11 protein-coding genes are annotated in these 12,861 nt (G+C 65.1%); 1 reads left to right on the forward strand and 10 read right to left on the reverse strand.

Annotation, left to right across the window (positions count from 1 at the left end; genetic code table 11):
* The first annotated feature begins 9 nt into the window (after positions 1–9).
* On the forward strand, positions 10–576 hold the full coding sequence (locus ACEUCR_RS14975) for a pyridoxamine 5'-phosphate oxidase family protein (protein ID WP_408791152.1): 567 nt from the start codon (positions 10–12) through the stop codon (positions 574–576).
* 65 nt (positions 577–641) lie between these two features.
* Here the strand turns inward: ACEUCR_RS14975 and ACEUCR_RS14980 are convergent, their stop codons facing one another.
* The 10 genes from ACEUCR_RS14980 to ACEUCR_RS15025 form a co-directional block, all read right to left on the reverse strand.
* The gene (locus ACEUCR_RS14980; protein WP_041998774.1) at positions 642–1,835 is read right to left on the reverse strand and encodes a Bcr/CflA family multidrug efflux MFS transporter; all 1,194 of its coding nucleotides are present in this window, start codon (positions 1,833–1,835) and stop codon (positions 642–644) included.
* A 52-nt stretch (positions 1,836–1,887) separates the two neighbouring features.
* On the reverse strand, positions 1,888–3,564 hold the full coding sequence (locus ACEUCR_RS14985) for a hypothetical protein (RefSeq protein WP_408791155.1): 1,677 nt from the start codon (positions 3,562–3,564) through the stop codon (positions 1,888–1,890).
* Between the two features lie 90 nt (positions 3,565–3,654).
* Positions 3,655–4,917, reverse strand: coding sequence for a hypothetical protein (locus tag ACEUCR_RS14990; RefSeq protein WP_408791225.1), 1,263 nt, complete (start codon positions 4,915–4,917; stop codon positions 3,655–3,657).
* A gap of 187 nt (positions 4,918–5,104) precedes the next feature.
* Positions 5,105–5,680 carry a hypothetical protein gene (locus ACEUCR_RS14995; RefSeq protein ID WP_408791158.1) on the reverse strand — a complete coding sequence of 192 codons (576 nt, stop codon included), beginning with the start codon at positions 5,678–5,680 and terminating at the stop codon, positions 5,105–5,107.
* A gap of 32 nt (positions 5,681–5,712) precedes the next feature.
* Positions 5,713–7,137, reverse strand: coding sequence for an NAD(P)/FAD-dependent oxidoreductase (locus tag ACEUCR_RS15000; protein ID WP_408791160.1), 1,425 nt, complete (start codon positions 7,135–7,137; stop codon positions 5,713–5,715).
* A gap of 79 nt (positions 7,138–7,216) precedes the next feature.
* Positions 7,217–8,041: an FTR1 family iron permease gene (locus ACEUCR_RS15005; protein ID WP_408791163.1), complete on the reverse strand. Its 825-nt coding sequence runs from the start codon at positions 8,039–8,041 to the stop codon at positions 7,217–7,219.
* Complete coding sequence (locus ACEUCR_RS15010; RefSeq protein WP_408791166.1) at positions 8,041–11,001, reverse strand: YncE family protein; 2,961 nt, start codon at positions 10,999–11,001, stop codon at positions 8,041–8,043. Before ACEUCR_RS15010 ends, ACEUCR_RS15005 begins: the two co-directional genes overlap by 1 nt.
* 4 nt (positions 11,002–11,005) lie before the next feature.
* Entirely contained in the window at positions 11,006–11,455 is a 450-nt protein-coding gene (locus ACEUCR_RS15015) for a hypothetical protein (protein WP_408791169.1), read from the reverse strand.
* A 122-nt stretch (positions 11,456–11,577) separates the two neighbouring features.
* Complete coding sequence (locus ACEUCR_RS15020) at positions 11,578–12,063, reverse strand: YqhA family protein (protein ID WP_041998750.1); 486 nt, start codon at positions 12,061–12,063, stop codon at positions 11,578–11,580.
* Between the two features lie 87 nt (positions 12,064–12,150).
* The gene (locus ACEUCR_RS15025) at positions 12,151–12,852 is read right to left on the reverse strand and encodes a peptidase (RefSeq protein WP_408791171.1); all 702 of its coding nucleotides are present in this window, start codon (positions 12,850–12,852) and stop codon (positions 12,151–12,153) included.
* Positions 12,853–12,861: the final 9 nt, after the last annotated feature.

The following is a 12,861-nucleotide window of genomic DNA, read 5'->3' on the forward strand; positions in this document are numbered from 1 at the left end:
GAAGGATAGATGGGACAAGTGTTCGAGGCGCTCTCACCGCGCCATGTGGCCTTCATCGAGGCGCAGAAGATCTATTTTGTCGGCACTGCGGCCGCGGAGGGATCGGTCAACCTCTCCCCCAAGGGCGGGGATTCCCTGCGGATCCTGGGCCCCAATACCCTGGCCTGGCTCAACCTGACCGGCAGCGGCAACGAATCCGCCGCCCATGTGCTGCAACACCCGCGCATGACGGTGATGTTCTGCGCCTTCGAGGGCGCGCCCCTGATCCTGCGTGCCTATGGCCGGGCCAGGGTGCTGCACCAGGGTGACCCCGAGTGGCCGTCCCTACTGGCACTGTTCCCCCCAAGCGTCGCGGCCCGGCAACTCTTTTTGCTGGAAATAGACAAGGTGCAGGCCTCCTGCGGCATGTCGGTGCCCCTGTTTGACTATCAGGGGGACAGGGAGGATCTCGCCAACTGGTCGATCCGCCAGGGGCGGGAGGGGATAGAGGCCTACTGGCGCAAGAGGAACCAGCGAAGCCTGGATGGGCTGGAGAGCGAGATCCTGGCGCGCAGCGGATTGCAGGCCGATGACTGAGGCCTGCGCCTCGATGCAAAAAGCCCTGTCCATGGACAGGGCTTTCTCTTTGATGGGCACGGGGATCAGGCGGCGCGCTTGCCGGTGAGCAGCCAGTAGCAGAGGGTCGAGCCCAGGCCGCACCCCGCGATGGCGAGGGCCATGGGCAGCGGCGATTCCGGGGGATTGAGGTTGACCAGCACCCCGACCAGGGCGCCGAGGCCAAAGCGAAGGGTGCCCGCCAGCGCCGAGGCGGTGCCCGCCGCCTGGGGGAAGTGGCCGAGCAGCCCCGTCATGGCGTTGGCCCCCACCAGGCTGATGTGACCGACGAAGAGCACCACAGGGATGACGATGCCCCACAGGCCCCCGGTCTGGCTCCAGGCGTTGTAGATGAGCAGCAGGCCCGCCAGGGGCAGCACCGTCAGGCCGTACTGCAACATGCGCTCGGCGCCCACCCCCTTCACCAGGCGGCTGTTGACGAAGGTGACCACCATCATCAGCAGGATATTGAGGCCAAACAGCCAGCCGTAATGCTCGGTCGGCACCTTGAAATACTCGATATAGACATAAGGAGAGGCGCTCAGGAAGGCGAACATGCCCGAGCTCGACAGGGAGCCGCACAGCACATAGCCCATGGCACCGCGATGGGAGAGCACGCCCCAGTAGTTGCGCAGGATCTGCCCCAGGCGCAGGGGCTGGCGCAGTTCGGGCTTGAGGGTCTCCTGTATCTTCCACTGCATCACCAGGCAGATGAGCAGGCTGATGGCCACCAGCAGCCAGAAGATCACCCGCCAGTCACTGTGGGCGCTGATGTAGCCCCCCACCACGGGGGCCACCAGGGGAGCCAGCGTCATCACCAGGATGACGAAGGACATGGCCCGGGAAAACGCATCCTTCTCGAACAGGTCTCGCAGCAGGGCATTGACCACCACGGATCCCGCCGCGCCCCCTGCGGCCTGCAACATGCGCCAGGCCAGCAGCTCCGGCAGGGAGTCGGCCATGGCGCAGCCCACGGAGGCCACGGCAAACATCACCAGACCCGCCAGGATCACCGGCTTTCTGCCAAAGCTGTCGGCGAGCGGCCCGTAGAACAGCTGGCCGAGGGCAAAGCCGCCGAGGAAGGCGCTGATGGTGAGCTGGGCACCGTCGATGCTGGTGGCCAGATCCCGTGCTATGGCCGGGATGGCGGGCAGATACATGTCCACCGCGAGCGGCGTGAGACCGGCGAGGGCGCCGAGCAGGATAAACAGAAAGCGCGGCGAGAGGGGCGTTTGAGGCATAGGGTGTCCGAGTCGTGGGCAAGGCCGGGTTAAGGGGCAGGTGCTGAGTCTATCAGGTTTGGCGGGCGCGATCAGGTGCATCCTGCCCGGGGGCTCTTTGCCGAGTGGGGCTCCAGATCAGCCAGAGCCAGGCAAGCCAGCCGAGCAGGGAGAGAGTATTGCCTGCGCGCTCCGGCCAGCGCGCCGCCAGGGTCAGGGTGAGGCTGTGCTGGCCGGCAGGCACCCAGAGTTGCAGCAGGCCATGGTCGTTGGCGCTCACCGTCAGGGGCAGGGCGTCGTCCAGGCTGGCCTGCCAGCCGGGGTAGTCATATTGGTGCAAGATGAGCTTGGCGGGCTGGGGCGCCGTCACCACCAGCGCCAGTTGCCTGGGTTGCCAGCGCACCAGGGTCCAGCTCACCCCGGGTTGCTCCGTGGTGATGGGGGCCTGAAACGCCCCCTGCCAGGCGAGCTGGCTCGGGCTGAAGGCGCCCCTTGGGGTCTGCTGGGGACGGTACTCCCGGGCGCTGCGCTTGCCGGCAAACAAGGCATCGACCTGGCGCAGATCCGGCGCCTGGGTGAGGGGGGCGTGGCGTACATAGACGAGGGAAGAGGCCAGGGTCAGGGCGAGCAGGCCCCACCAGAGCCAGCGCCAGGGCCCGGGGGAGGGGGGCACTTGGGCCACCAGGGCCACGGTCGCCAGGAGCAGGATCAGGTTGAGCCGCCAGGGGAATTGCACCAGTTGCAGGGGAGGCAGCAGGGTCCAGAGGGGCTGGCTTGGGGGCAGCATCATCAGGCAGGCACCCAGGCCAATGGCGCCCCAGCAGGAGATCTCCGCCTGGCTGCGGCCTCTGGCACTGCCCCAGGCCACCAGCAGCAGTGCCAGGGTCAGCAGGGTGAACCAGCCCAGGTGGCCGCGAAAGCGCCAGTCCTCCAGCCCCTGGGGCAGACGGTCGAGGAAGTTGCGGCGAAAGTCGAACATGCCGCTGCGCATCAGCTCCATGGAGATGGCATCCTGATCCGCCAGGGCGGGCAGCAGCAGGGCGCCCGCCATGCAAAGCCCCAGCCCCAGGGCCCCCAGGGCAAGCCAGCAGGGGGCCAGGGAGCGGGCGAGCCAGGCGAACCAGAGGGCGCGCACGCTGACCAACCCCATCACCAGCAGCAGGCTGGGGAGGTGGGAGAAGGCCAGCAGCGCCAGCCCCAGGATCAGCAGGGGCAACCCCTGGCGTTGGCCGCGATGGGCGAGATCCTGGCCAAGCAGGATCAGCGGCGCCCAGGCGAAGGCCCAGAACTCCGCCAGGGCGAAACGGGCGTAGAGATCCATGGTGACGTGATAGGGCAGGACCAGATAGAGCAGGCTGGCAGCCAGGGCCCGCCCGGGCCCGCTTGCCCTGCGCAGCCACAGATAGGCGAACGCGCCCGAGAGCAGCAGGGCCAGGGTGGCGCTGCCGAGCAGGGGGTAGATGGCGTGGCGGGCGGGGGCCTCAGGGCCGGCAAACAGGGCACTGACGTAATAGGGGAGCGGGGGATAAAAGAAGAAGGTGGGGCTGCCAAAGCCGCCATTCATGGCCATCAGCCAGCGGGGATAGAGCTCCCCCTGCCACAGCTGGCGGCCGAAATAGTGGCCCGAGAGCAGGTGGTGAAACAGGTCGTGCCCCTGAGTGCCCCCCTGCAGCCAGAGCGGCAGCACCAACAGGGCGCTGGCCAGCGTCAGCACCAGGGGCGCCAGTACCCACTCCTTGTCTGCCTTCATTCATCCTCTCCCTGCCACCTTCATCGGCAGTGAGTGTAGCCGAACCCTGTGACAACATGACGCGTTTGGGTCAGGTCGTCGGGGCAGGGATCAGCGGGGGATGGCGAGCCAGAGGCCGGGCTCGGCGCCAAAGCGGGGGGCAAACCAGTGCCCCTGGTGGGGGAGCGGCATCTCGCTCTGCGCTATGGGGCGGCGGCTGAGGCGGCAGGCCCCCTGGGTGAGCGCAAGGGCGGCATCCCCCTGATACCAGCCATCGGTGACCGGCAGGGCCGTGGTTTCCCGCAGCAGTCTCACTCCCCACTGGGTCACCAGGGCCGGACAGGTCCGTTCGGCCAACCGGGCGGCCTGCACCATGGCGGGCGGCGCTGGCGCTGTGAGTGTGGTGCAGAGCAGCAAGAGGGCCCCCAGCATGGCAGGGCGCTCGCCCCATCGGGGCAGCCTGCCCGCCAGCAGCACTATGCCGAGCAGGGTGATGGGGGCCAGATGGCGGGGATTGTCGGGGTTCTGGCCAAACAGGGTCCAGAGCAGCAGGGCGAGCCAGTAGAGGGACCAGAGCGGGGAGAGGGCGGCTGCTTGGTCTTTTGATCTTGGCCAGAGCGGCAGCAGGAGCAAGGCCCCCATCAATAGGGGCCAGAGCGGGGTGAGCTGATCATTGAAGGTGCGCGCCCAGCTCAGCAGCCGATCCCCGTGGGCCGCCGCCGTGTTGCCCCAGAGGGTGAAGTGGCCGTCGGTAAAGCGCCGCCCCTCGGCAAAATAGGCCCAGCCATCGGCTTGCCAGACAAAGAGCAGGCTGATAAGCCCCACCAGGGTGATGGGGAGCACAAACCTTAAGCGCGTTCCCTTCTGCGCCATCCCCAGCCAAAGGGGCAGCAGGGCCAGCATGAAGTAGGAGGGACGCAGCGCCAGCATGAGGCCGAGCAAGAGACCCGCCAGCGCCGCTTTGCGATGCAGCAAGGCCAAGAGAGCCCCGAGCCAGGCGGCCAGCGCAGGCCCGTCGGACAGGCCGGAGAGCGCCAGGGTCGGGGCGAGCGGCAGGGCCAATACCAGCAGCCAGACCGGCGCCAGCAGGCTTGGCCGTTGCCATAGTTTCACCGCCAGCCAGGCAGCGAGGGGCGCTATCAGCGCTGTGCCGAGCAGGCTGGCCCACTGCACCGCGCGGGCCGGGTCGTCTACCGCGAGATTGATGAGCCGCGCCAGCCAGATAAAGGCGGGGTAGCCCGGAAAGTGGGGGGAGAACTCCAGCACGCTGAAGCGCGTTACCCCGTGGGCAAAGTTGAGGGCATCGTCGGAATCCAGCGCCACCGGGAAGGCCAGCAACCAGCCGAGCCAGGCCAGTTGCAGCAGGATCAGCAAGTAGGGTCGATTGGCGAAGCGTAATCGGCCGTGGTGACGCCCCCCTTCTCCCCTTGCGGGAGAAGGGTCGGGGATGAGGGGGGCCGTCGTCATCGATGGGAGCTAATCAAAGTGCGTAGGGTGGGTAGAGCGAAGCGAAACCCACCGTTTGCCACAGCGAGATGGCGCAATGATAGGCTGGCGGCCATCAAAGCGGCGCCAGCACGGCCATCAGCGCTTTTTCGGCATCGCTAAAGGCGGCGGCATCGGCAGGTTTGGCACCCACCCCGAACACCCCCGGGTTGCCGATGGCATCGAGCACCCTGGCCAGCGCCTGATCGGCGGCCTTGCGCTCCCCTTCATTGAGGGAGGGGAGGATCAAATCGAGGAAGCGCTTGCTCTTGACCACCAGCACCTTGGCGGTTTGGTAGTCGCCAAGGTTCTGAGCCGCCCCTTCCAGGCGGCGCTCGATCTCCGCCTTGTAGGCGCGGTTGAGCAGGGCGGCGGTGGCTGCCGCGTCTTTGGCCTTGATGGCGGCGGCCAGGGGCGCTTGCAGTTCGACCTTGTGGTGCTGTTCCAGATAGGTCAGCTCGTCGGCAATCTCGCTCAAGGTGGCGCTGGCATCCTTGCCGTCAGTGGCGGCGCCCAGCAGCGCCTCGCGGGCGTCGATCAGCGGCTCCTTGCCGGCGGCGGCGTAGGAGTAAGCCTGCGCTTGTTCGCTGAGGGTCAGTCCGCTGAGGGCCAGCAGCAGGGTGAGGGCAAATAAACCCGGGCGTATGGTCATCCTGTTCTCCTTGTTTGTTAATGGCGCGGCCATCACGCCACGCTCTGGGTCTCGATGACGGTATTTTCGTTGCGATGGTTATAGATGGCGTGGCGTCTGTCCACCCCGTCGATCACCATGTCGGCGGCCATCATCCCCATCTCCATGGCGGTGTCGGTGAAGATGTAGCGAAATGTCCCCTGACGGCCGGTCATGATGAGGTTGGCTATCGGCATCAGCGCCTGGATGGCCTCGTTGCGGCGGGCCTGATAGCCGAGATCCATCAGCGGATAGGCGTACTCGCTGCGCGCTTCAAATGTTTCATCGCCAAGCTTGGCGGTATCCACCCCGAGGCTCGCGAGATCCTCTGTCACCCGGCCGCGCAGATCGGCGAGCGGCGCCTGCCAGGTGGCATCTCCCGGGTTGCAGGGGATCTCCAGCATCACCGAGCTCTGGCCTTCTGGCGCCATAAAGGGGCTGCGCCGACGCGGCTCCTGCAGACGGGTGGCCAGAATATGGGGGTCTGAGAGGTACTGCCAGGTGTTGTCCGACAGATTCTCCTGTTTGAGGGGCATATTGACGAAACGCAAGGAGCGGTAGTGCAGATCGCACGGCAAGCCCAGATGCTGGCAGGTGAGCGGCAGCGGCAGGGTGGAGATCACCTGATCAAAGGATTCGCTCTGCTCAACGTTATCTTGTGACCAATAGACCCGCTCGATGCGGCCATCAGCCTGCTCGAGGCGGGTGATGGTGGCGCCGGTCTTGAGCTCGACCCCTTCGGCCACCAGCCGCTCCCCCAGAGTGGTGAAGATCTGGCCGAAGCCATATTTGGGGTAGCGGTACTTGCGGGCATAGGTGCGCACCGACATGCTGCCGTTGCGTCTTGGCAGCAGGCGGCGCGCCACGTCTTTGAGGTCGATCAGGCTGATGCGCTGGCCGGCCCAGTCGGCGGAGAGACGGTCAGGGTTGATGCCCCACAGCTTGGCCGTGTAACCCTCGAAGAACTGGCGGTAGAGGGTGCGACCGAAGTGGCTCTGGATCCACTCGGCAAAGCTCGCCTTGGCAAAATCGGTGGGCTTCTTGGCAAAGGGCAACAGCACCAGATCCTTCACCGCCCCGGCCATCAGCGGCAGGGGGGCGGTCTTGAGCAGGTTCGGCAGATTCAGGGGGTAGTCATAGGTGCGCCCGCCAAAGCGGATCACGCTCTTTCGCATCGCGTGGAGCAGATCGTCCCCCATCAGCTCGTCGATAAAGGCGAGCAGCTCGGGGTTCTTGGTGATGAAGCGGTGACCGCCGTAGTCGAAGCGATAGTCACCATCGCGCCCCTTGAAGGTCTGGGTGGCGCACATACCGCCGACGACCGGCTCCTGTTCGAACAGGGTGACCGCAAAACCGGCCTGGCAGAGGCGCCAGGCGGCCATCAGACCGGCGGGACCGGCACCCAGTACCGCAATCTTCTTCTTGTTGTTGTCGCTCATGAGTGTTCCGACACTGCTTGATGGATAAGGGAGCCGCGCCAGGGCGCGGCCCCCGAATGGGGTTGCAACCGAGGCGGCTTTATCCCTGCGCCCGAGGGCGATAGCTGCGATGCCAGAGGGTGACGAAGATGGCCAGATAGGCGGCCCAGGTCAGCAGCTGCAGGCCGGCAGGCGAGGCGTTGTAGCCAAACAGGGCGCGCAGGAAGGTGCCGAAGACCCCCTGATCGTCGAGGATGTGGCTGATGTTGAACACCGGCGTCGTCCAGAAGGTGATGACGTCCGCCGCCTGCAACATGTTGACGGCGGACGACAGCAGCCCCGCGGCGATGATGATGATGAGCAGCCCGGTCCAGCGGAAGAAGGGGGCCAGCGCCACCTTGCGGGTGGAACGCAGCAGCCCCCACACCAGCACCACGGAGACCAGCAGCCCCGCCAGCGCCCCCATCAGTCCCTGGTGCAGGTCCACCCCTTGCCCTGAGTAGACCAGGGCGGAGAAGAAGAGCACGGTTTCAAAGCCTTCCCGCATCACCGCCAGGAAGGCGAGCAGCACCAGACCAAACAGGTTGCCACCGTCTATGGCGGCATCGATGCGCGCCGTCATGGCCCCCACCTGGGATTTGGCCTGCTTCTGCATCCAGATTGCCATATAGGTGAGCACCAGGGTGGCGAAAATCAGGATCCCCGCCATCAGCAGGTGGTTGTAGCGCTCGCTCTCGAACTGGCTCACCACCACCTGGAACAGGAAGGCGACAATAAGGGAGGCGACAAGGCCAAGCCCCACCCCCAGATAGATGAATTTGTTGTAGCGGCTCGCCCCCAGCTTGGCGAGGTAGGAGAGGCAGATGCCGACCAGCAGGAAGGCTTCCAGCCCCTCGCGCAGGGTAATGAGAAAACTTGCAAACATCAGGATTGAGGCTCCGTAGCGGGCGTGATGGGGAGAGGCTGCAAGGTAAGTTGCAACCGATTTAGCTGCACTATGGGTGGCTCCGGCAAGCTCGGCTCGGCGGCGCGCACCGCATCATTGACCCACTTGGGGTAGGTGCGAAAATTGAGTCTGATATCGGCCTTGAAGGGGCCCTTGGCATCCGCAGGCAGCGGCCAGGCTTCATCGCGCCAGCCATCGGCCGGAATGCGGGTATCTTCCAAGAGCTTGGCGTAGCGCCAGAACTTGAGCCCCACCGGCTTGCCTTCGGCATCGCCGAACACCTTTCTGAACAGGCGCGCATCCTCAGGGACAGCGCCGTCCACCGGCTGGCCGCTTGCAAGCACCACTTTGCCGCTGGCGTCGGTGACGGTCAGCTCCAGCCAGAGTTCACGAAAATCCGCAACCCCGGTGGGCAGGGAGTGGCCCGCGCCTGTATTGGCGACCCGCACCACCAGTTGCTGATTATCGGCAGCCCCTTCGATACGGGCCGAGAGGGTCGCGCTTGAGCGCAAGAGCGCCAGGCTCTCCTGCTCAAGCGCGGGATTGCGCAGCCCCACCAGCTGGTGCTGGGCGCCGGTGAAGTTGTGGCGATAGAGCCGCGCCTTCATGGTGCCGTTCTCGGTGGACTGGCCCGCCACCGGTGCGCCGCCATTGCCGGGCTCCGGGTTCATATGGCAGTCGATACAGGTGCGCCGCCTGGCGGGATCCTCGGCGTTCGCGAAGCTGGAGCTTTCCCACTCGTCCCAGGTGTTGACGATGTTGGCGCCTGTGCCCGGGGCAAACTCGTTGTGGCAGGACTTGCACAGGGCCGCGTCCCGGTAGAAATCCTTCTGGTAGGAGGCCTTGTGCATGGCGGGACGGGCATTGATCTGCCGCTCGGCCAGCCAGTGGCGGACGCTGCCCCCCGGGGCATCCTCGAACACATAGCTCTCGCGGTCTTTCAAATTCACCGTGAAGGCGCTGTTGCCGCCGGCATCCTCGAGCCTTGTGATGCGATGGCAGAGCACGCAGCCGGTCCCTTCCTCCACCACGGGCTCGCCCGCCTGGTGGGCGGCAATGAGCGAGGCGCCGCCCTGCTCGAACATGTGGGAGCCCTTGGGCAGATCCTGCTGGCCGGTCAGCACCTGCTGGGGCATGTGGCAGCCCTGGCACCACTGGCCGAAGGCCTCCCCTTCGGTTTCCCGGGCCAGGGCCTGCACCACCTTGTAGTAGGGGTGGGAGTTGCCCATCAGCCGGTGGTTGCTCTCGCTCCAGTCCGCAAACGCCTGTTGGTGGCAGTTCTGGCAGGAGGCGGAGTTGAGCCACTCTTTCGGGTGAGTGGTCGGCGCCTTGGCGGGATCCCTGCGCGGGGCATCGAGCCTGAGCCAGTTGGCGAGATAGGGGAGGTTGCCATCGGCGGTCACAAAGGCGTGCAGATCCTCCATCATCGCCTTCACTTCCGGTTGGGGCCTCGCGGGATCCACAGGCTCGGCCCCATCCCGGGTGTCGTGGCCCATGCCACCCTGGGTCTGCTGGGTCATGCGCAGGTACTCGCCGACAAAATCTCCCGCCACCATGTTGGTGAGGTTGGCGTGGCCGTTGATGGCGTTGTCGCCGCTCTGCTGGCGATGGGCCGCCATCAGATGGCGGTTGGTGAAGTTGAACCCGTCCAGATGGCAGGAGTTGCAGCTCATCCAGTTGTCCCCCGCCATGGGGAAGCGGCTGTTGGCGGCAGTGTTGCCCAGGTTGAACAACCGCTCGCCGCGCTGAAGCGCTTCGGGGCGGGGATCCGTCTCCACCAGTTTGGCGAAGTGGGGCACATCCACGGTCACCCGGGCGAAGGGGCCACTGCCGCCGGTGCTCAGGCGGGTGAGATCCTGCCCCATGACGTTGTGCACCAGGATATGGTCGCCATCGATCAGCAGATCGCGCGGATTCTGGCCCGGCAGGTGACGCAGCAGCTGGGTTGCCTTGGCGCCCCCCTGGAATTTCTTGCGTCTGTGACGGTTGCTGTTGGATTTGCCGCTGCGCGACAGGTCGAACACCAGCAAGTCCTCGGAACCCGCCAGGGTCAGGTAGACCCGCTTGCCGTCGGCGGCGAAGCGCGCCGCGAACGGGTTGGAGACGATCTGGCTGCGGTTGCCGACGCTGGGCAGATTGATCTGCAAGAAGAGCTGTTTTCTTTCATCGACCCGCTCCTTCTCTTCATCGAGATCTATGATGGAGACCGCCGGGAAGACGGTGCTCTGGAACTGGAAGGGGTGGTCGAAACTCCAGAGCACGTGGGGCAGCCAGGCTTCGCTGCCATCGGGGGAGAGGGCGATGCCGTCCAGCAGGCGCGGCAATCCCTGGGAGTCGCTCGGGGTGTCGCTGTGGGTTTCCGCCAGGGTGATGAGCTTGGGCTTGGGGAGGGTAGCGCCCTTCTCAAGCTTGGCAAGATCATAGATGGCGAGCTGGCCTGTCATGGCGTGGGTGAGCAGCAGGCGATCGTCGTCCGTCAATGCCAGTCCACGCGGAGTCTCGGCCGTTTCTGCATCCAGCTGGAGCTTGCCCGCGCTGTCATAGGCCTGAAGGCGGCCCCCCTCGAACAGGGTGACCCAGAACCACTGCCGCTTGGGATCGAAGATGACCCCATAAGGGCGATGGCCGGTGGGGATCGCCTTTTCCAGAGCGAGATCATCATCCAGCAGCAGCAGGCGATCGCCGCTGTAGTCGGTGACCAGCAGGGTGCCGTCGTCTGCCCGGGCAAGCTGGCGCAGATCGCCCCCCAGCTGCACCTCTTTCAGTCGCTTGCCGCTCTGGCGTTCAAGCAGGGTGACCGAGCCGGCGCCCTGGTTGGCCACCAGCAGGTGAGGAGTGTCGCCCTCGTCATAGGGGATCATGGCCGCGCCCATCTCCTGGGCCGAGGCGCTCCCCAGCAGCAGGGCGGTGAGCATCAGGGAGAACAACCACTTCAACATAAGATCAGGTGCGCCATTTCAAGATGGTCCAGCGCCAGGCGTGACGCAGCACCAGGGGCGTCAGCAACAGGGCGCTGAGCCAATGGGCCCAGCTGGCAAGGTTGCCGAGGCTATCCCCCGGGGTGCCGTGCAGCACCAGCAGCAATCCGCTGGCCAGACAGACCAGCAGCAGGGCTTCGATGATGCGCCCCGTGGTGCGCAAGAAAGGTCTGCGGCTCTTGTTCAGCAGGTTGCGATGGGAGAGCCAGAAGGCGCCAAACAGCAGGGGAAAGAGGGAGAGCGAGAGCATCACATGGAGAAACAGGTTCCAGCGCGCCAGGGACCAGACCGGGGTCAGGGGTTCCCACAGCAGCAGGCCGGAGAAGAACATCAGGTAGAGGGAGCCCTCGGCGGCCTGATGGTGATAGGCCAGCCATTGCCAGAGGTGTCGCGGTGAGAGGGAAAGGCTTGTCATAGGTGCTCCAGCACCCGGGCAGTTCAGCCCGGGGCGAGCAAGTTTACAATGGGGTAAGGGTAATGAAAAGAGTTATCAATTCGGTCGTTGATGAATAGATCCTGAATGAAATCAGGCCCGGGTCACTTGTGATCCGCCAGCCGCTCCGTGATGGCGTAGATGAGGGCGGCGGTGGAGAAGGCGAGAAACACGATCACAGACCACTTCATCTCTATCTCGTTGCCGGTGCCGTCTTCCAGGAAGGCCTTGAGCACCTCGATCCCGGCGATGGTCACCAGGGAGTTGATGACGATGAGCTTCAAGGAGGCGAAGTTGATCTTGCTGAGCCAGTTGTCCCCCAGGGCCGCCCGCTGCTCCGGGGTCTTGATGAACTGCACATAGCCGCAGATGGCCACCAGGATCAGCATCTGGGCCACCAGCACGAAGTCCACCAGGGTGAGCACCCCTGTGATGAGATCCAGATAGTCGATCTTGATGATGTCGCGGCACAGCACATAGAGCTGCATGGCGAACTTCACCATCAGGAGGGCGACGCAGACAAGGATGCAGACATAGAAGGGGAACATCATCAACCGGCTGCCGTTGAGCATGACGTTGAAGCGGCGCATGGGGACTCCATCGAGAGGGAAGCGAATGGCAGCCAGAATATCTGGAAAGAGGGGGGCGGGAAAGCGCCATGGCGCTTCCCCGTCCGCTCAGAATGGGAAGGGGGGGAGATCTCGAAACAGCCGCTGCAACCCCTCGCCCCAGGCCTTGCGCAGGGCCAGGAAGTGGGGATTCTGCTCCGTGATGCGGTGCAGGTGTGCCGCCGAGAAGCTCCCTTCGGGATAGACCAGGGTGTCCAGGGGCAAGCCCACCGAGAGGTTGCTGCGCAGGGTCGAGTCGATGGAGATGAGGGCGCACTGCAATGCGGTCTGAAGCGGCGTCTCGTACTGGATGATGCGATCTATGATGGGCTTGCCGTACTTGCTCTCCCCAATCTGGAAGTAGGGGGTGTCGGCGCTCGCCTCGATGAAGTTGCCCTCCGGATAGATGTGGAACAGGCGGTGGCGCTCCCCCCGGATCTGCCCCCCCAGCAGTATGTTGCAGCCGAAGTTGACATGCCCCTGCTGCTGGCCCCCATCCCGGCTGATGACGGTGCGTATGGTCTGGCCGATGAGGGCCGCGACCTCGTAGAGGCTGGGGAGGGCAAGCAGCTCCTGCCCCTGTGTCAGCAGGCTGATGACGCTCTGGGTGGTGGCCAGATTGCCGGCGCTTTGCAGCACCAGCACCCTGTCCTCCTGGGTGAAGAGGTGCAGCTTGCGGAAGGTGGCGATGTGGTCCACCCCCGCATTGGTGCGCGAGTCTGAGGCGAAGACGATGCCATCTTGCAGGCACATGGCGACGCAATAGGTCATGGCCGCCCT

The sequence above is a fragment of the Aeromonas bivalvium genome (assembly GCF_046078285.1).
GTDB classification, from domain to species: Bacteria; Pseudomonadota; Gammaproteobacteria; order Enterobacterales; family Aeromonadaceae; genus Aeromonas; species Aeromonas bivalvium.